The 20,767-nt window shown below is 61.3% G+C and carries 14 protein-coding genes and 4 tRNA genes; all 18 read left to right on the top strand.

Annotated elements, in window-relative coordinates:
• Window positions 1–269: 269 nt before the first annotated feature.
• The 18 genes from ACO550_RS35710 to fusA all read left to right on the top strand — a co-directional run bounded on the left by ACO550_RS35710 (window position 270) and on the right by fusA (window position 20,726).
• Window positions 270–355: transfer RNA gene (locus ACO550_RS35710), tRNA-Tyr, on the top strand.
• A 53-nt stretch (window positions 356–408) separates the two neighbouring features.
• Window positions 409–482, top strand: a tRNA-Gly gene (locus ACO550_RS35705).
• Window positions 483–519: 37 nt separating this feature from the next.
• Window positions 520–594 (top strand) — tRNA-Thr (locus ACO550_RS35700).
• Window positions 595–638: 44 nt separating this feature from the next.
• Window positions 639–1,829, top strand: a complete 1,191-nt coding sequence (gene tuf, locus ACO550_RS35695; protein ID WP_485995116.1) for an elongation factor Tu — start codon at window positions 639–641, stop codon at window positions 1,827–1,829.
• An 87-nt stretch (window positions 1,830–1,916) separates the two neighbouring features.
• Window positions 1,917–1,992: transfer RNA gene (locus tag ACO550_RS35690), tRNA-Trp, on the top strand.
• Between the two features lie 59 nt (window positions 1,993–2,051).
• Window positions 2,052–2,432 carry a preprotein translocase subunit SecE gene (secE, locus tag ACO550_RS35685; RefSeq protein ID WP_066734350.1) on the top strand — a complete coding sequence of 127 codons (381 nt, stop codon included), beginning with the start codon at window positions 2,052–2,054 and terminating at the stop codon, window positions 2,430–2,432.
• 10 nt (window positions 2,433–2,442) lie between these two features.
• Window positions 2,443–3,024, top strand: a complete 582-nt coding sequence (gene nusG / locus ACO550_RS35680) for a transcription termination/antitermination protein NusG (RefSeq protein ID WP_130393161.1) — start codon at window positions 2,443–2,445, stop codon at window positions 3,022–3,024.
• A gap of 166 nt (window positions 3,025–3,190) precedes the next feature.
• Window positions 3,191–3,622, top strand: a complete 432-nt coding sequence (gene rplK, locus ACO550_RS35675; protein ID WP_144200261.1) for a 50S ribosomal protein L11 — start codon at window positions 3,191–3,193, stop codon at window positions 3,620–3,622.
• The gene (gene rplA, locus ACO550_RS35670; protein ID WP_315598592.1) at window positions 3,623–4,318 is read left to right on the top strand and encodes a 50S ribosomal protein L1; all 696 of its coding nucleotides are present in this window, start codon (window positions 3,623–3,625) and stop codon (window positions 4,316–4,318) included.
• Window positions 4,319–4,709: 391 nt separating this feature from the next.
• On the top strand, window positions 4,710–5,237 hold the full coding sequence (rplJ, locus tag ACO550_RS35665; protein ID WP_315598591.1) for a 50S ribosomal protein L10: 528 nt from the start codon (window positions 4,710–4,712) through the stop codon (window positions 5,235–5,237).
• 60 nt (window positions 5,238–5,297) lie between these two features.
• Window positions 5,298–5,669 (top strand): 50S ribosomal protein L7/L12, encoded by a 372-nt coding sequence (rplL, locus tag ACO550_RS35660; RefSeq protein WP_315598590.1) that lies wholly within the window; start codon window positions 5,298–5,300, stop codon window positions 5,667–5,669.
• Between the two features lie 436 nt (window positions 5,670–6,105).
• Window positions 6,106–10,212, top strand: coding sequence for a DNA-directed RNA polymerase subunit beta (gene rpoB / locus ACO550_RS35655; protein ID WP_315598589.1), 4,107 nt, complete (start codon window positions 6,106–6,108; stop codon window positions 10,210–10,212).
• Window positions 10,213–10,326: 114 nt separating this feature from the next.
• Window positions 10,327–14,568: a DNA-directed RNA polymerase subunit beta' gene (gene rpoC / locus ACO550_RS35650; RefSeq protein ID WP_315598588.1), complete on the top strand. Its 4,242-nt coding sequence runs from the start codon at window positions 10,327–10,329 to the stop codon at window positions 14,566–14,568.
• A 195-nt stretch (window positions 14,569–14,763) separates the two neighbouring features.
• A complete protein-coding gene (locus ACO550_RS35645; RefSeq protein WP_315598587.1) occupies window positions 14,764–15,129 on the top strand; it encodes a hypothetical protein in 366 nt (121 codons plus the stop codon).
• A 127-nt stretch (window positions 15,130–15,256) separates the two neighbouring features.
• On the top strand, window positions 15,257–17,107 hold the full coding sequence (gene recQ, locus ACO550_RS35640) for a DNA helicase RecQ (protein WP_315598586.1): 1,851 nt from the start codon (window positions 15,257–15,259) through the stop codon (window positions 17,105–17,107).
• 340 nt (window positions 17,108–17,447) lie between these two features.
• Window positions 17,448–17,825, top strand: a complete 378-nt coding sequence (gene rpsL, locus ACO550_RS35635; protein ID WP_006576501.1) for a 30S ribosomal protein S12 — start codon at window positions 17,448–17,450, stop codon at window positions 17,823–17,825.
• Between the two features lie 203 nt (window positions 17,826–18,028).
• Window positions 18,029–18,499 carry a 30S ribosomal protein S7 gene (gene rpsG / locus ACO550_RS35630; protein WP_010810459.1) on the top strand — a complete coding sequence of 157 codons (471 nt, stop codon included), beginning with the start codon at window positions 18,029–18,031 and terminating at the stop codon, window positions 18,497–18,499.
• Window positions 18,500–18,617: 118 nt separating this feature from the next.
• Complete coding sequence (gene fusA, locus ACO550_RS35625) at window positions 18,618–20,726, top strand: elongation factor G (RefSeq protein ID WP_315598585.1); 2,109 nt, start codon at window positions 18,618–18,620, stop codon at window positions 20,724–20,726.
• The last annotated feature ends 41 nt before the right edge of the window (window positions 20,727–20,767 follow it).

The raw sequence follows: 20,767 nt of genomic DNA, 5'->3' as shown, positions 1-20,767 counted from the left end.
GCTCTTATACCCAGAACCCCCAAGCCCTAAAAGCTTGGGGGTTTTGCTTTTGGGCGAACGGTCTGCGAACAGCTCCCGCCGAGGCGCAAAAACCTTTCCCGGCAACCCCTATAGGGTGAGAGCGTCGATTTCAGATCGATGATTCTGGTCAGCAAGCACGGCCTGTACGGCGCGCTCGCAGGCCACCAGGGCAAGCCGCAAAGGCGCTAACCGCAACGGAAAGTGCTTGACAGCCCAGGTGAGCTAGACCATAATCACAAGTTCTCTGCGGAGAGGTGCCCGAGTGGCTAAAGGGGGCAGACTGTAAATCTGTTGGCTTACGCCTACGCTGGTTCGAATCCAGCCCTCTCCACCAGAATGCAATGCAGTGACCAGGCGAAAGCCGGTGAGGCAGGAAGAAGTAACCGGGCGGGTGTAGCTCAATGGTAGAGCAGAAGCCTTCCAAGCTTACGACGAGGGTTCGATTCCCTTCACCCGCTCCAGTACCTCGGTCGCCGTTGAAGAAGTAAGTCAAGTTTCGCCCATGTGGCTCAGTGGTAGAGCACTCCCTTGGTAAGGGAGAGGTCGGCAGTTCGATCCTGCCCATGGGCACCATCTATACCCGCACTGGCAATTGCTACCGAGACAGGAGTCACGAAATGGCAAAAGAAAAGTTCGAGCGGACCAAGCCGCACGTGAACGTTGGTACGATTGGTCACGTTGACCACGGCAAGACGACGCTGACGGCAGCGATTGCCACGGTGCTGGCTGCAAAGTTCGGTGGCGCCGCCAAGAAGTACGACGAGATCGACGCAGCGCCGGAAGAGAAGGCACGCGGCATCACGATCAACACCGCGCACGTGGAATACGAAACGGCGAACCGCCACTACGCCCACGTTGACTGCCCGGGCCACGCTGACTATGTGAAGAACATGATCACGGGCGCTGCGCAGATGGACGGCGCAATCCTGGTTTGCTCGGCCGCTGACGGCCCGATGCCGCAAACGCGTGAGCACATCCTGCTGGCCCGCCAGGTTGGCGTGCCGTACATCATCGTGTTCCTGAACAAGTGCGACATGGTGGACGACGCCGAGCTGCTCGAGCTGGTGGAAATGGAAGTGCGCGAGCTGCTGAGCAAGTACGACTTCCCGGGCGACGACACGCCGATCGTGAAGGGTTCGGCCAAGCTGGCGCTGGAAGGCGACAAGGGCGAACTGGGCGAAGTGGCGATCATGGCCCTGGCCGACGCGCTGGACACGTACATCCCGACGCCGGAGCGCGCTGTGGACGGTACGTTCCTGATGCCGGTGGAAGACGTGTTCTCGATCTCGGGCCGCGGTACCGTGGTGACCGGCCGTATCGAGCGCGGTGTGGTGAAGGTTGGTGAGGAAATCGAAATCGTGGGTATCCGCCCGACGGTCAAGACGACCTGCACCGGCGTGGAAATGTTCCGCAAGCTGCTGGACCAGGGTCAGGCAGGCGACAACGTGGGTCTGCTGCTGCGCGGCACGAAGCGCGAAGACGTCGAGCGTGGTCAAGTCCTGTGCAAGCCGGGCTCGATCAAGCCGCACACCCACTTCACCGGTGAGGTGTACATTCTGTCGAAGGACGAAGGTGGTCGTCACACGCCGTTCTTCAACAACTACCGCCCGCAGTTCTACTTCCGTACGACCGACGTGACTGGCTCGATCGAGCTGCCGAAGGACAAGGAAATGGTCATGCCGGGTGACAACGTGTCGATCACCGTCAAGCTGATCGCCCCGATCGCCATGGAAGAAGGCCTGCGCTTCGCAATCCGCGAAGGTGGCCGTACCGTCGGCGCCGGCGTTGTGGCAAAGATCCTCGACTAATTAACTAGTCGAACTGGCGAGCGCGGCACCAACCAGCCGCGTTCGTTTGCCAGAGGGGTTGGCATTAGCCGACCCCGAAGTTGTTTTAGGGGTATAGCTCAACTGGCAGAGCGTCGGTCTCCAAAACCGAAGGTTGGGGGTTCGATTCCCTCTGCCCCTGCCAAATCAATCAGCCGCGTCGCGAGGAATAATCGTGACGCGGCTTAGTCTCGTTTGCGAAACATGGCTAATCCCAATGTTGAAACCGTAGGCGCCTCGAGCGGCAAGTGGATGCTCGTCGTGGCCGTGCTCCTGGTGGTAGCCGGAGTCATCGGTTTCTACGCGCTGGCCCAGCAGCCTTCGTACGTACGTGGCGCTGCACTCTTTGCCGGGCTTGCGCTCGGCGTGGTCGTGGCGCTTGTCTCGGCTCCGGGCAAGGACTTCGTGGGATTCGCGCGTGAGTCGTATCGGGAAGTTCGCAAGGTCGTTTGGCCGACGCGCAAGGAAGCCGGACAAATGACGGGGCTCGTGTTTGCCTTCGTCGTGATCATGGCACTGTTCCTGTGGTCGGCTGACAAGCTCATCGAGTGGGTGATTTTCTCGCTCGTGCTGGGCTGGAAATAAGAGGTAGGACATGACGGATAACGCCCAGCAGGAAACCACGGCCTCGGAATCGCCTTCGTCGAAGAAGCGCTGGTACGTGGTGCACGCTTACTCCGGCATGGAAAAGAGCGTGCAGCGCGCTCTGCAGGAGCGCATCGAGCGCGCCGAGATGCAAGACAAGTTCGGTCGCATTCTGGTGCCCTCGGAAGAAGTCGTGGAAATCAAGGGCGGGCACAAGTCCGTGACCGAACGTCGTTTCTTCCCCGGCTACGTGCTGGTGGAAATGGAAATGACCGACGAAACGTGGCACCTGGTCAAGAACACCAGCAAGGTCACCGGCTTCGTTGGTGGTGCGCGTAACCGCCCGAGCCCGATTTCGCAACGCGAAGTCGACAAGATCATGACCCAGATGCAGGAAGGGGTCGAGAAGCCGCGTCCCAAGACGCTGTTTGAAGTGGGCGAAATGGTGCGCGTCAAGGACGGCCCGTTCACCGACTTCAATGGCAACGTCGAGGAAGTGAACTACGAGAAATCGCGCCTGCGCGTGACCGTAACGATCTTCGGACGTGCAACGCCGGTCGAACTCGAATTCGGCCAGGTCGAGAAGGTTTAAGGATCATGGTCGTCGCTGCCCTTAACGGGCGGCGGCGGGCAGACAGGGCAAGTCGGAAGACTCGCCCGAAGAGGAGCGTGAGGTCGTGTCTCGGCATGGCGATAGCGCGTTACGACTCAACAGGATCTGAATTCCGAAACAGGAACGGATCCGGATTGGAGTAAAGATGGCCAAGAAGATTATTGGCTTTATCAAGCTGCAGATTCCGGCTGGTAAGGCAAATCCCTCCCCGCCCGTTGGTCCCGCACTGGGTCAGCGCGGTCTGAACATCATGGAGTTCTGCAAGGCGTTCAACGCCCAGACCCAGGGTATGGAACCCGGTCTGCCGGTGCCGGTGGTGATTACCGCCTTCGCCGACAAGAGCTTCACCTTCGTGATGAAGTCGCCGCCGGCGACCGTGCTGATCAAGAAGGCAGCAGGCATCACCAAGGGTTCGCCGAAGCCCCACACCGACAAGGTTGGCAAGATCACCCGCGCCCAGGCTGAAGATATCGCCAAGGCCAAGAACGCTGACCTCACCGCCGCTGACCTCGACGCCGCCGTGCGTACGATCGCAGGTTCGGCGCGTTCGATGGGCATCACCGTGGAGGGTCTGTAAATGGCTAAGGTTTCCAAGCGCGTCGCCGCCAACAAGGCGAAGATCGAGCGTACCAAGTTCTACCCGATCGACGAGGCCCTGGGCCTGGTGAAGAGCTGCGCTTCGGCGAAGTTCGACGAATCGATCGACGTGGCCGTGCAACTGGGCATCGACGCCAAGAAGTCGGACCAAGTGGTGCGCGGTTCGGTAGTGCTGCCGGCTGGTACCGGCAAGTCGGTCCGTGTGGCCGTGTTCGCCCAAGGCGAGAAGGCCGAAGCCGCCAAGGCCGCCGGTGCTGACATCGTTGGCATGGAAGACCTGGCCGAGCAAGTGAAGGCCGGTAACCTGAACTTCGACGTCGTGATCGCTTCGCCGGACACGATGCGTATCGTCGGTACGCTGGGCCAGATCCTCGGCCCGCGCGGCCTGATGCCGAACCCGAAGGTTGGCACCGTGACGCCCGACGTCGCCCAGGCAGTGAAGAACGCCAAGGCTGGTCAGGTGCAATTCCGTGTCGACAAGGCCGGTATCATCCACGCCACCATCGGTCGTCGCTCGTTTGAAGACGCCGCGCTGAAGAGCAACCTGGCCGCCCTGCTGGACGCCCTGGTCAAGTCCAAGCCGGCAACGAGCAAGGGTGTGTACCTGCGCAAGATCGCCGTGTCGTCCACCATGGGCGTTGGCGTTCGCGTTGAACAGACCTCGCTGGCAGCCTGAGCTGACGGCAACCACCTGACCGGAACCCGATAACTCCGGCCAGGGCAGGAATTGAAGATCGCGGCGTTGCCGCGGTTGGCTCCCGATTCGAACAGATGACGGAGCAAGGCTTTGGGCAGTAGCACTCGCCACGCGATGACGCGAAGCAGGTGCTGCTGGTTATCAAAGACCGCTGGTGTTCACACCGCCCATGGCAGCGTGGACTTAATCGGTCGGCACATACGGGGTTCGCTCCGATGGCAGTCGGCCCGCCAGCGCAGATGGCGCACCCGAAGGGATTGATGAAGCCAGGTACTGCCTGGCCGATTCGGGCCAATCGGACGCCGTTCGTTTGGACTGATGTGTTTGCGCCGGTTTTTCCGGTGCGTTCGCATCGTTTTGGAGCTTAACCGTGCCACTTAATATTGAAGATAAGAAGGCCGTCGTTGCTGAGGTTTCGGCGCAAGTCGCCAAGGCCCAGACCATCGTCGTTGCCGAATATCGCGGCATTGCGGTTGGCGATCTGACCAAGCTGCGTGCTACCGCTCGTCAGCAAGGCGTGTACCTGCGCGTTCTGAAGAACACGCTGGCTCGCCGTGCCGTCGAAGGTACGCCGTTTGCAGGCCTCGCAGAGCAAATGACGGGTCCGCTGATCTACGGTATTTCCGAAGATGCAGTGTCCTCGGCCAAGGTTCTGAACGACTTTGCCAAGACCAACGACAAGTTGGTTCTGCGCGCTGGGTCGTACGACGGTAAGGTTCTCGATGCTGGCGCCGTCAAGGCCCTGGCTTCGATCCCGAGCCGTGACGAACTGATTGCTCAGCTGCTTGGCGTGATGCAAGCGCCGGTGTCGGGCTTTGCCCGCCTGCTGGCCGCACTGGCTGCCAAGAACGCCGAAGGCGCTCCCGCGGAAGCGGAAGCAGAAGCCCCGGCTGCCTGAGCTGTCTCATATACAGATCGCAATACCGATCCCGAATCAAATCTAGTAGGAGTAATCCAAATGGCAATCACTAAAGACGACATCCTGGAAGCCGTAGGCGCGATGTCCGTGATGGAACTGAACGACCTGGTCAAGGCGTTCGAAGAGAAGTTTGGCGTGTCGGCTGCTGCCATGGCTGTGGCTGCTGCCCCGGGCGCTGGTGCCGCCGCTGTTGAAGAAAAGACCGAATTCAACGTGATTCTGGCCGAAGTTGGCGCCAACAAGGTTGGCGTGATCAAGGCCGTTCGCGAAATCACCGGTCTGGGCCTGAAGGAAGCCAAGGACCTGGTCGATGGCGCACCGAAGGCTGTCAAGGAAGGCGTGGACAAGGCTGCTGCAGACGAAGCCAAGAAGAAGCTGGAAGACGCTGGCGCGAAGGTCGACGTCAAGTAAGTGGTACCGCGCGTGCCCCCGTGGCACGCGGAGGGGCTGGCAAAGGGAAATTCCCGGCGCCAGCCTTTTTGCGCTTCTGTGGGGTGTGTTTGAAGGTGCACCTGAAAGCGGCGCAATACGGCCCGGATGGGCGAGATGTGAAGTAAGCTATGCTTGGCGAGCGATAATCGATCGCTGCCTCAGCAGAAGCCAAACATCAGTGGCACACTAGGTGGTTGCTGATGTTTGTCTTCTGAACCGACTGCAGAAGACAAGTTTGGTCGGGTGCCCCCCGGACGTGTGCAGGCATTGCGCCGTGCAATGACCACACCGTCCGCAGCGTGCGGGTACCGTCAGCCAGAGGTTGGTAGCGGCCAACCGCCAAATCCCCTCCCAGTCGCTGAACACCTCAGGTGCCGGCCAGGTCCAGCCAGCCCTGCGATGATTCGGAGATCCCATGGCGTACAGCTTCACCGAAAAGAAGCGCATTCGCAAATCCTTTGCGAAGCGCGCGACGGTTCATCAGGTTCCATTCCTGCTTGCCACACAGATTGAATCCTACACCCAGTTCTTGCAAGCGGAAACGCCGACCGCGCGTCGCAAAAGCGAGGGTCTGCAGGCCGCTTTCAACGCGATCTTCCCAATTTCCTCCCATAACGGGCTTGCCCGTATGGAGTTTGTCTCGTATCACCTGTCCAACCCGCCGTTCGACGTCAAGGAATGCCAGCAACGTGGCCTGACGTTCCACTCGGCGCTGCGTGCGAAGGTTCGCCTGATCATCAACGATCGCGAGAACCCGGGCAAGGTAAAGGAAGTGAAGGAGCAGGAAGTCTACATGGGCGAAATTCCGCTCATGACCTCGACCGGTTCTTTCGTCATCAACGGCACCGAGCGTGTCATCGTCAGCCAGCTGCACCGTTCGCCGGGCGTGTTCTTCGAGCACGACAAGGGCAAGACGCACAGCTCGGGCAAGCTGCTGTTCTCGGCTCGGATCATTCCGTACCGTGGCTCGTGGCTCGACTTCGAATTCGATCCGAAGGACATCCTGTACTTCCGCGTCGACCGCCGCCGCAAGATGCCGGTGACGATCCTGCTGAAGTCGATCGGCCTGACGCCGGAACAGATCCTGGCTCACTTCTTCGTATTCGACAACTTCACGCTGCAGAGCGAAGGCGCGCAACTCGAGTTCGTGCCCGAGCGCCTGCGCGGTGAAGTCGCGCGCTTCGACATCGCCGACAAGAACGGCCGCGTCGTCGTGGAGAAGGACAAGCGGATCAACGCCAAGCACATTCGCGACCTGGACTCCGCCGGTACCAAGCTGATCAGCGTGCCGGAAGACTACCTGCTGGGCCGCGTGCTGGCCAAGAACATCATCGATCCGGATACCGGTGAAGTGATCGCCAACGCCAACGACGAGCTGACCGAAACGCTGCTGGAAAACCTGCGCGAAGCCGGTGTCAAGCAGATCCAGACGCTGTACACGAACGACCTCGACCAAGGTCCGTACATCTCGCAGACCCTGCGTGTGGACGACACCGCCGACCAGACCGCCGCGCGTATCGCCATCTACCGCATGATGCGTCCGGGCGAGCCGCCCACCGAAGACGCCGTGGAAGCACTGTTCCAGCGTCTGTTCTACAGCGAAGAATCGTACGACCTGTCGCGTGTTGGCCGTATGAAGGTCAACAGCCGCCTGTCGCGCCCGAGCGGCGAAGGCAGCATGGTGCTGCAGGACGAGGACATCCTCGAAACGATCAAGATCCTCGTCAACCTGCGTAACGGCAAGGGCGAAGTCGACGATATCGATCACTTGGGCAACCGTCGTGTGCGTTGCGTCGGCGAGCTGGCTGAAAACCAGTTCCGCGCGGGCCTGTCGCGCGTGGAGCGTGCTGTCAAGGAACGTCTGGGCCAGGCCGAGACTGAGAACCTGATGCCGCACGACCTGATCAACTCGAAGCCGATTTCGTCGGCGATTCGCGAGTTCTTCGGTTCGTCGCAGCTGTCGCAGTTCATGGACCAGACCAACCCGCTGTCGGAAATCACCCACAAGCGCCGTGTTTCGGCCCTTGGCCCGGGCGGTCTTACGCGCGAGCGCGCCGGCTTTGAAGTCCGCGACGTGCACCCGACCCACTATGGCCGCGTGTGCCCGATCGAAACGCCGGAAGGTCCGAACATTGGTCTGATCAACTCGCTGGCTCTGTATGCTCGCCTGAACGAATACGGCTTCCTGGAAACGCCGTACCGCAAGGTCGAGAACAGCAAGCTGACCGACCAGGTGGACTACCTGTCGGCCATCGAGGAAGGCAAGTACGTGGTGGCCCAGGCCAACGCGACTGTCGACGCCGACGGCACCCTGATCGACGAACTGGTGTCGTCCCGCGAAGGTTCCGAGCGTGAAACTCGTATGGTCACGCCGGACCGCGTCCAGTACATCGACGTGGCGCCGTCGCAGATCGTGTCGGCCGCTGCCTCGCTGGTGCCGTTCCTCGAACACGATGACGCGAACCGTGCACTGATGGGCGCGAACATGCAGCGTCAGGCCGTGCCTTGCCTGCGTCCGGACAAGCCGCTGGTGGGTACCGGCGTCGAGCGCACCGTGGCCGTTGACTCGGGTACGGCGGTGCAGGCGATGCGTGGCGGCGTGGTTGACTACGTCGACGCAATGCGTGTGGTGATTCGTGTGAACGACGACGAAGCCGTGGCCGGTGAAGTTGGCGTGGACATCTACAACCTGATCAAGTACACGCGTTCGAACCAGAACACCAACATCAACCAGCGTCCGATGGTGAAGGTTGGCGATATCGTTGCCCGCAACGACGTGATCGCCGACGGCGCTTCGACCGATCTGGGCGAGCTGGCTCTGGGCCAGAACATGCTGGTCGCGTTCATGCCGTGGAACGGCTACAACTTCGAGGATTCGATCCTGATCTCGGAGCGTGTGGTTGCCGAAGACCGCTACACCTCGATCCACATCGAGGAACTGTCGGTCGTCGCCCGCGACACGAAGCTCGGACCTGAAGAAATCACGCGCGACATCTCGAACCTGGCCGAAGCGCAACTGGCGCGTCTGGACGAGTCGGGCATCACGTACATTGGCGCCGAAGTGGAAGCCGGTGACGTGCTGGTGGGCAAGGTCACGCCGAAGGGCGAGACCCAGCTGACGCCGGAAGAGAAGCTGCTGCGCGCGATCTTCGGTGAGAAGGCTTCGGACGTGAAGGACACGTCGCTGCGCGTGCCGTCGGGCATGAGCGGTATCGTGATCGACGTGCAGGTCTTCACGCGTGAAGGCGTGACGCGCGACAAGCGCGCCCAGTCGATCATCGACGACGAACTGAAGCGCTACCGCCTGGACCTGAACGACCAGCTGCGTATCGTGGAAGGCGATGCATTCCAGCGTCTGGAACGCCTGCTGCTCGACAAGACCGTCAACGGCGGTCCGAAGAAGCTGGCCAAGGGCGCCAAGCTGACCCGCGAATACCTGGCCGACCTGGACAAGTACCACTGGTTCGACATCCGTCCGGCCGACGAGGAAGTGGCTGCCCAGCTGGAAGCCGTGAAGGAAGCCATCGAGCAGAAGCGTCACGAGTTCGACCTCGCCTTCGAGGAAAAGCGCAAGAAGCTCACGCAGGGCGACGAACTGCCGCCGGGCGTGATCAAGATGGTCAAGGTGTACCTGGCCGTCAAGCGCCGCCTGCAGCCTGGCGACAAGATGGCCGGCCGTCACGGTAACAAGGGTGTGGTGTCGAAGATCGTGCCGATCGAAGACATGCCGTACATGGCTGACGGTACGCCGGCAGACATCGTGCTGAACCCGCTGGGCGTGCCGTCGCGGATGAACGTGGGCCAGATTCTGGAAACCCACCTGGGCTGGGCCGCTCGCGGTCTGGGCCAGCGTATCGGCGACATGCTCAAGGCCCAGGCCAAGGCGCAGGAACTGCGTCCGCTGCTCGCGCAGATCTACAACGAGAGCGGCAAGGCCGAAGACCTGGACAGCCTGTCCGACGCCGAAGTGCTCGAGCTGGCCGGCAACCTGAAGAAGGGTGTGCCGTTTGCCACGCCGGTGTTCGACGGTGCGCACGAAGACGAAATCCGCCGCATGCTCGACCTGGCTTATCCGGACGAGATCGCCAAGGAGAAGGGCCTGACCGCTTCGAAGCAACAGGTCACGCTGCACGACGGCCGTACTGGCGAAGCGTTCGAGCGTCCGGTCACGCTGGGTGTGATGCACATGCTGAAGCTGCATCACCTGGTGGACGACAAGATGCACGCCCGCTCGACCGGCCCGTACTCGCTGGTGACGCAGCAGCCGCTGGGCGGTAAGGCCCAGTTCGGTGGCCAGCGTTTCGGTGAGATGGAAGTCTGGGCACTGGAAGCCTACGGCGCATCGTACGTGCTGCAGGAAATGCTGACGGTCAAGTCCGATGACGTGAACGGCCGTACCAAGGTCTACGAGAACATCGTCAAGGGCGAGCACTCGATCGATGCCGGCATGCCGGAATCGTTCAACGTGCTGGTTAAGGAAATCCGCTCGCTGGGTATCGATATCGACCTGGATCGTTACTGATCCGGTTGATCGGGGAGGCAGCCGCGGCCGCCTCCCACCAGCGCAGGTTTTCCACAGGATTGAATGCCGCTGTTCCGGACAGACTCCGGACCGGCGGCGATACAAGGAGTTGCAATGAAAGCATTGCTCGATCTCTTTAAGCAGGTACAGCAGGAAGAGCAGTTCGACGCGATCAAGATCGGCCTGGCCTCGCCCGAGAAGATCCGTTCGTGGTCGTACGGTGAAGTGAAGAAGCCGGAAACGATCAACTACCGTACGTTCAAGCCGGAACGCGATGGTCTGTTCTGCGCCAAGATCTTTGGCCCGATCAAGGACTACGAGTGCCTGTGCGGCAAGTACAAGCGCCTGAAGCACCGTGGCGTGATCTGCGAGAAGTGCGGCGTCGAAGTGACGCTGGCCAAGGTGCGCCGCGAGCGCATGGGCCACATCGAACTGGCCGCGCCGACCGCGCACATCTGGTTCCTGAAGTCGCTGCCGTCGCGTCTGGGCATGGTGCTCGACATGACGCTGCGCGACATCGAACGCGTGCTGTACTTCGAAGCATTCGTGGTGCTGGAACCTGGCATGACGCCGCTCAAGCGCAGCCAGATCATGTCGGAAGACGACTACATCGCGAAGTGCGATGAGTACGGCGAAGGCGAATTCGTGGCGATGATGGGTGCCGAGGGCATCCGTGAACTGCTGCGCGGCATCGACATCGAGAAGCAGATCGAACAGATCCGCGCCGAGCTGCAAGCCACTGGTTCCGAAGCCAAGATCAAGAAGTTCGCCAAGCGCCTGAAGGTGCTGGAGGCGTTCCAGCGTTCGGGTATCAAGCCCGAGTGGATGATCCTGGAAGTGCTGCCGGTGCTGCCGCCCGAACTGCGTCCGCTGGTTCCGCTCGATGGCGGCCGTTTCGCCACGTCGGACCTGAACGACCTGTATCGCCGCGTCATCAACCGTAACAACCGTCTGAAGCGCCTGCTGGAGCTGAAGGCCCCTGAAATCATCGTGCGCAACGAAAAGCGCATGCTGCAGGAAGCCGTCGACTCGCTGCTGGACAACGGTCGTCGCGGCAAGGCGATGACTGGCGCCAACAAGCGTCCGCTGAAGTCGCTGGCCGAGATGATCAAGGGTAAGGGCGGTCGTTTCCGTCAGAACCTGCTGGGCAAGCGCGTGGACTACTCGGGCCGTTCGGTGATCGTGGTGGGTCCGACGCTGAAGTTGCACCAGTGCGGTCTGCCCAAGCTGATGGCGCTGGAACTGTTCAAGCCGTTCATCTTCCACAAGCTGGAAACGATGGGCATCGCCACCACCATCAAGGCGGCGAAGAAGGAAGTGGAAAGCCAGACGCCGGTGGTGTGGGACATCCTCGAAGAGGTGATCCGCGAGCACCCGGTGATGCTGAACCGCGCGCCGACGCTGCACCGCCTGGGTATCCAGGCGTTCGAGCCGGTGCTGATCGAAGGCAAGGCCATCCAGCTGCATCCGCTGGTCTGCGCGGCATTCAACGCCGACTTCGACGGTGACCAGATGGCCGTTCACGTGCCGCTGTCGCTGGAAGCCCAGATGGAAGCCCGCACGCTGATGCTGGCTTCGAACAACGTGCTGTTCCCGGCCAACGGCGACCCGTCGATCGTGCCGTCGCAGGACGTGGTGCTGGGTCTGTACTACACGACCCGCGACAAGATCAACGGCAAGGGTGAAGGCATGACGTTCGCTGACATCAGCGAAGTCATCCGCGCCTACGAGAACAAGGAAGTCGAACTCGCTTCGCGCGTGAACGTGCGGATCACCGAGTACGAACTCGTCGACAAGGACGCGGTGGGCGATGCCCGCTTCGCGCCGCGGATCCGCCTGCAGGCCACCACGGTCGGCCGCGCGATCATGTCCGAGATCCTGCCGAAGGGCCTGCCGTTCTCGGTGCTGAACAAGCCGCTGAAGAAGAAGGAAATCTCGCGCCTGATCAACACTGCGTTCCGCAAGTGCGGTCTGCGCGAAACCGTGATCTTCGCCGACAAGCTGCTGCAGTCGGGCTTCCGCCTGGCTACGCGCGCCGGTATCTCGATCGCCATCGACGACATGCTGGTGCCGCCGCAGAAGGAGAAGATCATCTCCGACGCGGCCGCCAAGGTGAAGGAATACGACAAGCAGTACATGTCGGGTCTGGTGACGGACCAGGAGCGTTACAACAACGTCGTGGACATCTGGGGCGCCGCTGGTGACCAGGTGGGCAAGGCGATGATGGAGCAGCTCCAGCACGAAGACGTGGTTGATCGTACTGGCGCAACCGTCAAGCAGGAATCGTTCAACTCGATCTACATGATGGCGGACTCGGGTGCTCGCGGTAGCGCGGCCCAGATTCGTCAGCTGGCTGGTATGCGTGGCCTGATGGCCAAGCCGGATGGCTCGATCATTGAAACGCCGATTACGGCGAACTTCCGTGAAGGCCTGAACGTTCTGCAGTACTTCATCTCGACCCACGGTGCACGTAAGGGTCTGGCTGATACGGCACTGAAGACCGCGAACTCGGGTTACCTGACGCGTCGTCTGGTCGACGTGACGCAGGATCTGGTCGTGGTGGAAGACGATTGCGGTACCTCCAACGGCGTGGCCATGAAGGCCCTGGTCGAAGGCGGTGAAGTGATCGAAGCCCTGCGCGACCGTATCCTGGGTCGTGTGACGGTGGCTGACGTGGTGAACCCTGAAACCCAGGAAACCGCGATCGAAACCGGCACGCTGCTGGACGAAGACCTGGTCGAGCTGATCGACAGCATCGGCGTGGACGAAGTCAAGGTCCGCACGCCACTGGCATGCGACACGCGCTACGGCCTGTGCGCCATGTGCTACGGCCGTGACCTGGGCCGCGGCGTGCTGGTGAACTCGGGCGAAGCGGTGGGTGTTATCGCTGCGCAGTCGATCGGTGAGCCGGGTACCCAGCTGACCATGCGTACGTTCCACATCGGTGGTGCGGCATCGCGTGCGGCAGTGGCGTCGAGCGTGGAAGCCAAGGCAACCGGTACGGTGCGCTTCACGGTGACCATGCGTTACGTGACCAACGCCAAGGGCGAACTGATCGTGATCTCGCGTTCCGGCGAGGCACTGATCACGGACGACCACGGCCGCGAGCGCGAACGCCACAAGATCCCGTACGGCGCCACGCTGCTGGTGCAGGACGGCCAGGCCATCAAGGCTGGTACGCAGCTGGCCACGTGGGACGCACTGACTCGTCCGATCGTTTCCGAGTACTCGGGCACGATCAAGTTCGAGAACGTGGAAGAAGGCGTGACCGTCGCCAAGCAGATGGACGAAGTCACGGGCCTGTCGACCCTCGTGGTGATCGACGCCAAGCGCCGTACGGCTGCCACCAAGGGCCTGCGCCCGCAGGTGAAGCTGCTCGACGCCAACAACCAGGAAGTGAAGATCCCGGGCACGGACCACTCCGTGACCATCGGCTTCCAGGTGGGCGCGCTGATTACCGTGAAGGACGGTCAGCAGGTGCACGTGGGTGAAGTGCTGGCACGTATCCCCACCGAATCGCAGAAGACCCGTGACATTACCGGTGGTCTGCCGCGTGTGGCCGAGCTGTTCGAAGCCCGTTCGCCGAAGGACGCCGCCGTGCTGGCGGAAGTTACCGGTACGGTATCGTTCGGCAAGGACACGAAGGGCAAGCAGCGCCTGGTGATTACGGACCTGGACGGCAACGCCCACGAGTTCCTGATCGCCAAGGAAAAGCAGGTGCTGGTGCACGACGGCCAGGTGGTGAACAAGGGCGAAATGATCGTGGAAGGTCCGGCGGATCCGCACGACATCCTGCGCCTGAAGGGCATCGAGGAGCTGGCGCACTACATCGTGGACGAAGTGCAGGACGTGTACCGTCTGCAGGGCGTGAAGATCAACGACAAGCACATCGAAGTGATTGTTCGTCAGATGCTGCGCCGTGTGCAGATCCAGGACGTTGGCGATACCAAGTTCATCCCGGGTGAACAGGTGGAGCGTTCGGAGCTGCTCGACGAGAACGACCGTGTGATCGCCGACGGCAAGCGTCCGGCCATGCACGAGAACCTGCTGCTGGGTATTACCAAGGCGTCGCTGTCGACCGACAGCTTCATCTCGGCGGCATCGTTCCAGGAAACGACGCGCGTGCTGACCGAAGCCGCAATCATGGGCAAGACCGACGACCTGCGTGGTCTGAAGGAAAACGTGATCGTGGGTCGTTTGATCCCGGCCGGTACCGGCCTGGCCTACCACCGTGCCCGCAAGGCACGCGAGGCGTCCGAGCGCGAACGCGCCCAGGCGATCAGCGACGAAGAACAATCGCTGTTCATCGAGCCGCCGGTAGTGCAGGCGACCGAAGGTGACGGCGACGCGGTCTGATCGCTAGTGCGCAGTAGTAGACGTTGAAGTTAGGAAAACCCGGCTCATTCGAGCCGGGTTTTTTTTCGCGTGCACGCTGGCTAGCCAAACACTTAAACAGCTTCTGATTTGCGATGCATCAACCATGCGCGCGCCGCCGGGGCCTAGGGTTGGCATGTGTCCACCCTCAATGCATGCACGTCATGCCGAATCGATATGCCAGCACTGGTTGCATTTGTCGTAGTAGCCTTGGGAATGGCATGGGCGACGGCCATTGCGTCGCCCATGAGCGGTATGTCGCTCGATGTCGGCAACGCACAGTTGCGGCCAATACCTGACGACGAAGACCGCGAGCGTTACGTGTGGCACTTCGAATGCCTGGCGGGGCGGGGCAATGCAAGCCTTTGCGACAAGCTGGAGCAGCAGGCGCGACAGAAGCAGGTTGAGAAGCTGCGCGAGAGTGTGTCTCCGGCACCCATACCCAAGCCATTCTTGCCCGAAAACACTTCGCAAGGCAGTGTTCCGCTGTATCCGTCGCCGCCCGATCAACCAACGCCTTTCGAAATTCCCACTGGGAAATAGCCAGCGCAGCGGCTTCAACGTTGCACCGGCAAGCTGTCAGTGCTGCAGCAACGCAGACACATACAGCCCTGGCACGCTGTGAGTGGTATGGTTACGCCTTTCCAGCTTTTCCGGATTCCGCTGTCCCATGTCGCGCGCCCTGGCGATCCTCAAAGAAGTGTTTGGCTACCACGCCTTCCGTGGCCGCCAGGCCGAGATCATCGACCATGTGGCGGACGGTGGTGACTGCCTGGTGCTGATGCCGACTGGTGGCGGGAAATCGCTTTGCTACCAGATTCCCGCGTTGCTGCGGCAGCAGGCAGGGCATGGCGTAGGCATCGTGGTGTCGCCGCTGATCGCGCTGATGCAGGACCAGGTGGCGGCGTTGACGGAGGCAGGCGTACGGGCCGCCGTGCTCAATTCCACGCTGAGCAGCAGTGAGGCCTCGGCCGTCGAGCGTGACTTGCTGGCCGGCAGGATCGACGTCCTGTATGTGGCACCCGAGCGCCTGATGACGCCGCGCTTCCTTGATCTGCTAGATCGCACGCGCGTGGGTTTGTTCGCTATCGACGAAGCGCACTGCGTATCGCAGTGGGGGCATGACTTCCGGCCCGAATACATTCAACTGTCGGTCCTGCACGAGCGCTTTCCGAATGTGCCGCGCATCGCGCTTACGGCCACGGCCGATGCGCTGACGCGCGACGAGATTGTCGAGCGGCTGGCGCTGGACGATGCCCGTGTCTTCGTATCGAGCTTCGATCGGCCAAATATCCGCTATCGCATCGTCGAAAAGGATAATGCTCGCCAGCAGTTGCTCGCGTTTATCAAGGCCGAGCACATGAACGGCGATGGCGGGCACGATAGTGGCATCGTCTATTGCCTGTCGCGCAAGAAGGTCGAGGATACCGCGGCGTGGCTGTCGGGGCATGGCATCAAGGCGCTTGGCTACCATGCCGGCATGGATGCTCAGGTACGGCAGCATCACCAGGCCCGTTTCCGCGAGGAGGAGGGCATCGTGATGGTGGCCACGATTGCGTTCGGCATGGGCATCGACAAGCCCGATGTGCGCTTCGTGGCCCACCTCGACCTGCCCAAGAGCATGGAAGGCTATTACCAGGAAACCGGGCGCGCGGGCCGTGACGGTTTGCCGGCCAATGCCTGGATGGCCTACGGGCTGGGCGACGTCGTGCAGCAAAAGCGGATGATCGACGAGTCTGAAGCGGACGATGCGCATAAGCGGGTGTCGTCGTCCAAGCTCGATGCATTGCTGGGTTTGTGCGAAACGGCTGGCTGCAGACGGGTGCGGATCCTGGCCTATTTCGACGAGACCGCCCAACCGTGCGGTAACTGCGATACGTGCATCGAGCCGCCATCTACCTGGGATGGCACGCGTGAAGCCCAGATGGCGCTGTCATGCGTGTACCGCACCGCACAGGCCAGCCGCGTGCATTTTGGCGCGACGCATCTGATCGACGTATTGCGCGGCAATGCCAGCGAGAAGATCCGCCAGTGGGGCCACGACAAGGTGTCGACATTCGGCATCGGCAAGGATCGCTCGGTATCGGAATGGCACGCGGTGTTCAGGCAACTGATTGCGCACGGCCTGCTGATGATCGACCATGGCGGCCACGGCGCACTGCTGCTGGGAGAATCCGCGCGCGCCGTGCTCAAGGGCGAGCAGTCGATCACGCTTCGCCGCCAGGTCAGCAAGCCAGGCAAGGCAGGCGAGCGCGCGGCGCGCGGTGGAGCCCGCACCGACCACACCGCGACGATGGATGCCGACACGCTGGCCAACTGGGAAGCGTTGCGGCGCTGGCGCACGGCTACCGCCAAGGAACACGGCGTCCCGGCCTATGTGATCTTTCACGATGCCACGCTGGCAGAGCTGGCGCGCAGTGCACCGGAGTCGCTGGATGAACTGGCCGAGGTGCCTGGTATTGGCGCATCGAAACTCGAGCGCTACGGCGAGGAGCTTCTGGAAGCATTGCGCAGTGTCTGACCGACGGGTCAACCAAGGGCGGACAGGGCGATGCCGGTACCATGCGCACCATGCGTATACGTCGCGTATACCCCTTGACCGTTGTCAAGGTGACTGCTAGAGTGCCAGATTCGAGTTTTTGGCTTTGGATTTCGCTCGTCCGTCTGATATGTGCCTTCATGTGCGCAACCGGGCAAGGCGACAGCGGGATCCGGGCGAGCTCGCGCTCTTTGGCAAGTCTGTCACTTCACAGCCCTTCCTTCAGAGCGTTCGCTCACCTTTCCCGTCCAAAACCCGTAGTTGCCTCTTGGCCAGACATTGGCGAAGGGGTGTTTTTTGTAAAACCAAGCTGGATTGAACAATGCCAACTATCAACCAACTGGTTCGCAAGCCGCGCGTCTCTGAAGTCATCAAGAGCAAGAGCCCGGCGCTTGAGAACTGCCCGCAGCGTCGCGGCGTGTGCACCCGCGTGTACACCACGACGCCGAAGAAGCCGAACTCGGCACTGCGTAAGGTCGCAAAGGTGCGCCTGACCAACGGTTTCGAAGTCATTTCGTACATCGGCGGTGAAGGCCACAACCTGCAGGAACACTCGGTCGTGCTGATTCGCGGCGGCCGTGTGAAGGATCTGCCGGGTGTGCGTTACCACATCGTCCGTGGTTCGCTGGATCTGCAAGGCGTGAAGGACCGCAAGCAGGCCCGTTCGAAGTACGGTGCGAAGCGTCCGAAGGCTGCCTAAGCTTCTACGCAAAGCAATATCCGACAGCTGTGGCGCAAGTCATGGAGCTGTCACCAGGCGGCGGTAAAACGGAGCGTTTTTTGTGCGCCGTGCCGTCGAGTAAGTGGTCACCCGGCGAATTTGCCCAAGAGTCGGCAAGCTAGTTGGTGGCCGGAGACGCGGAAATATTGACCCGCCTCTCAACTGAATCTAAAGGAAAGAAGATGCCACGTCGTCGTGAAGTCCCCAAGCGGGATGTTTTGCCTGATCCGAAGTTCGGTAACGTTGAAGTTGCCAAGTTCATGAACGTGCTGATGCTGGACGGCAAGAAGTCGGTTGCCGAACGTATCGTGTACGGTGCATTCGACCAGATCGAAAAGAAGGCAGGCAAGGCCCCCATCGAAGTGTTCTCCGTTGCCATCAACAACGTGAAGCCGGTGGTGGAAGTGAAGAGCCGTCGCGTGGGCGGCGCCAACTATCAGGTTCCGGTCGAAGTCCGTCCGTCGCGTCGTTTGGCATTGGCGATGCGTTGGCTGCGTGAGGCCGCGAAGAAACGCAGCGAGAAGTCGATGGCGCTGCGCCTGGCAGGTGAGCTGCTGGAAGCTTCAGAAGGCCGCGGTGGCGCAATGAAGAAGCGCGACGAAGTGCACCGCATGGCCGAAGCCAACAAGGCGTTCTCGCACTTCCGCTTCTAAGGCGCGCGAAAAACGCTGTTGGTTGCCGGGCGGGTTGTGTTTTCACACATCTCGCCCGTTTGTGTTAAGGGCGCAGACCATGAGATGTCTGCGCCTCACGGACGAATAGAGGATTAAAGTGGCTCGTAAGACTCCCATTGAGCGCTACCGTAACATCGGTATTTCGGCTCACATTGACGCGGGTAAAACCACCACGACCGAGCGGATCCTGTTCTACACCGGTGTGAACCACAAGATCGGTGAAGTGCATGATGGCGCGGCCACCATGGACTGGATGGAGCAGGAGCAGGAGCGTGGCATCACGATTACCTCCGCTGCTACCACCGCCTTCTGGAAGGGCATGGGCGGCAACTACCCCGAGCACCGCTTCAACATCATCGACACCCCGGGCCACGTGGACTTCACCATCGAGGTGGAGCGTTCCATGCGCGTGCTGGACGGCGCCTGCATGGTCTACTGCGCAGTGGGTGGCGTGCAGCCGCAGTCGGAAACCGTGTGGCGTCAGGCCAACAAGTACGGTGTGCCGCGTCTGGCCTTCGTGAACAAGATGGACCGTACCGGCGCCAACTTCTTCAAGGTCTACGACCAGCTGAAGACCCGCCTGAAGGCCAACCCGGTGCCCGTCGTGGTGCCGATCGGCGCTGAAGACGGCTTCCAGGGCGTCGTCGATCTGCTGGAAATGAAGGCGATCATTTGGGACGAAGCCAGCCAGGGCGTGAAGTTCGAGTACCAGGACATCCCGGCCGAACTGAAAGACACCGCTGACGAATGGCGCGAGAAGATGGTCGAGTCCGCCGCCGAAGCCAGCGAAGAGCTGATGGAAAAGTACCTGGGCGGCGAAGAGCTGACCCGCGCCGAGATCGTCAAGGCGCTGCGTGACCGTACCATCGCCGGCGAAATCCAGCCGATGCTGTGCGGCACCGCGTTCAAGAACAAGGGCGTGCAGCGTATGCTCGACGCCGTGATCGACTTCCTGCCGTCGCCGGTCGACATTCCGCCGGTCAAGGGCGTGGACGAAAACGACGACGAGAAGAAGCTCGTGCGCAAGGCTGACGACAACGAGAAGTTCTCGGCGCTGGCGTTCAAGATCATGACCGACCCGTTCGTTGGTCAGCTGATCTTCTTCCGCGTGTACTCGGGCAAGATCAATTCGGGCGACACCGTGTACAACCCGGTGAAGCAGAAGAAGGAGCGTCTGGGCCGTATTCTGCAGATGCACGCCAACCAGCGCGAAGAAATCAAGGAAGTGCTGGCAGGCGACATCGCCGCCGCGGTGGGCCTGAAGGATGCCACCACGGGCGATACGCTGTGCGATCCGGCTGCACCGATCGTGCTCGAGCGCATGATCTTCCCGGAGCCGGTGATCTCGCAGGCTGTTGAGCCGAAGACCAAGGCTGACCAGGAAAAGATGGGCATCGCCCTGAACCGCCTGGCCGCTGAAGATCCGTCGTTCCGCGTGCGTACCGATGAAGAATCGGGCCAGACCATCATTTCGGGCATGGGCGAGCTCCACCTCGAAATTCTGGTCGACCGCATGAAGCGCGAATTCGGCGTGGAAGCCAACATCGGCGCACCGCAGGTGGCTTACCGCGAAACCATTCGCAAGAAGGCCGAAGACGTCGAAGGCAAGTTCGTCAAGCAGTCGGGCGGCCGCGGCCAGTACGGTCACGCCGTGATCACGCTGGAACCGCAAGAGCCGGGCAAGGGCTTCGAGTTCATCGACGCCATCAAGGGCGGTGTGATTCCTCGCGAATACATCCCGGCGGTCGAGAAGGGTATCGTCGACACGCTGCCGGCCGGTATCCTGGCGGGCTTCCCGGTGGTGGACGTGAAGGTCACGCTGACGTTTGGTTCGTACCACGACGTGGACTCGAACGAAAACGCGTTCCGCATGGCCGGCTCGATGGCTTTCAAGGAAGCCATGCGCAAGGCCAGCCCGGTTCTGCTCGAGCCGATGATGGCCGTGGAAGTGGAAACGCCGGAAGACTACACGGGTACCGTGATGGGCGACTTGTCGTCCCGCCGCGGCATCGTGCAGGGCATGGACGACATGGTTGGCGGCGGCAAGATCATCAAGGCCGAAGTCCCGCTGTCGGAAATGTTCGGTTATTCCACGTCGCTGCGCTCGGCCACGCAAGGCCGCGCCACGTACACCATGGAATTCAAGCACTACGCAGAGGCGCCGAAGAACATCGCCGAAGCCGTGATGACCGCCAAGGGCAAGTAATAAAAGCTTTGCTGCCACGCCTTACCCGGCGTGGCAGCATG

This window comes from Cupriavidus sp. (assembly GCF_057315035.1).
The sequence above is the reverse complement of the archived record's forward strand: the minus strand, read 5'-3'. Positions and strand labels throughout refer to the sequence as shown.

Bases quoted from the DNA above. Each gene is read 5' to 3' on its own strand.
- tuf (WP_485995116.1), top strand. From the start codon at position 639: ATGGCAAAAGAAAAGTTCGAGCGGACCAAGCCGCACGTGAACGTTGGT.
- secE (WP_066734350.1), top strand. From the start codon at position 2,052: ATGGCTAATCCCAATGTTGAAACCGTAGGCGCCTCGAGCGGCAAGTGG.
- nusG (WP_130393161.1), top strand. From the start codon at position 2,443: ATGACGGATAACGCCCAGCAGGAAACCACGGCCTCGGAATCGCCTTCG.
- rplK (WP_144200261.1), top strand. From the start codon at position 3,191: ATGGCCAAGAAGATTATTGGCTTTATCAAGCTGCAGATTCCGGCTGGT.
- rplA (WP_315598592.1), top strand. From the start codon at position 3,623: ATGGCTAAGGTTTCCAAGCGCGTCGCCGCCAACAAGGCGAAGATCGAG.
- rplL (WP_315598590.1), top strand. From the start codon at position 5,298: ATGGCAATCACTAAAGACGACATCCTGGAAGCCGTAGGCGCGATGTCC.
- rpoB (WP_315598589.1), top strand. From the start codon at position 6,106: ATGGCGTACAGCTTCACCGAAAAGAAGCGCATTCGCAAATCCTTTGCG.
- rpoC (WP_315598588.1), top strand. From the start codon at position 10,327: ATGAAAGCATTGCTCGATCTCTTTAAGCAGGTACAGCAGGAAGAGCAG.
- ACO550_RS35645 (WP_315598587.1), top strand. From the start codon at position 14,764: ATGCCAGCACTGGTTGCATTTGTCGTAGTAGCCTTGGGAATGGCATGG.
- recQ (WP_315598586.1), top strand. From the start codon at position 15,257: ATGTCGCGCGCCCTGGCGATCCTCAAAGAAGTGTTTGGCTACCACGCC.
- rpsL (WP_006576501.1), top strand. From the start codon at position 17,448: ATGCCAACTATCAACCAACTGGTTCGCAAGCCGCGCGTCTCTGAAGTC.
- rpsG (WP_010810459.1), top strand. From the start codon at position 18,029: ATGCCACGTCGTCGTGAAGTCCCCAAGCGGGATGTTTTGCCTGATCCG.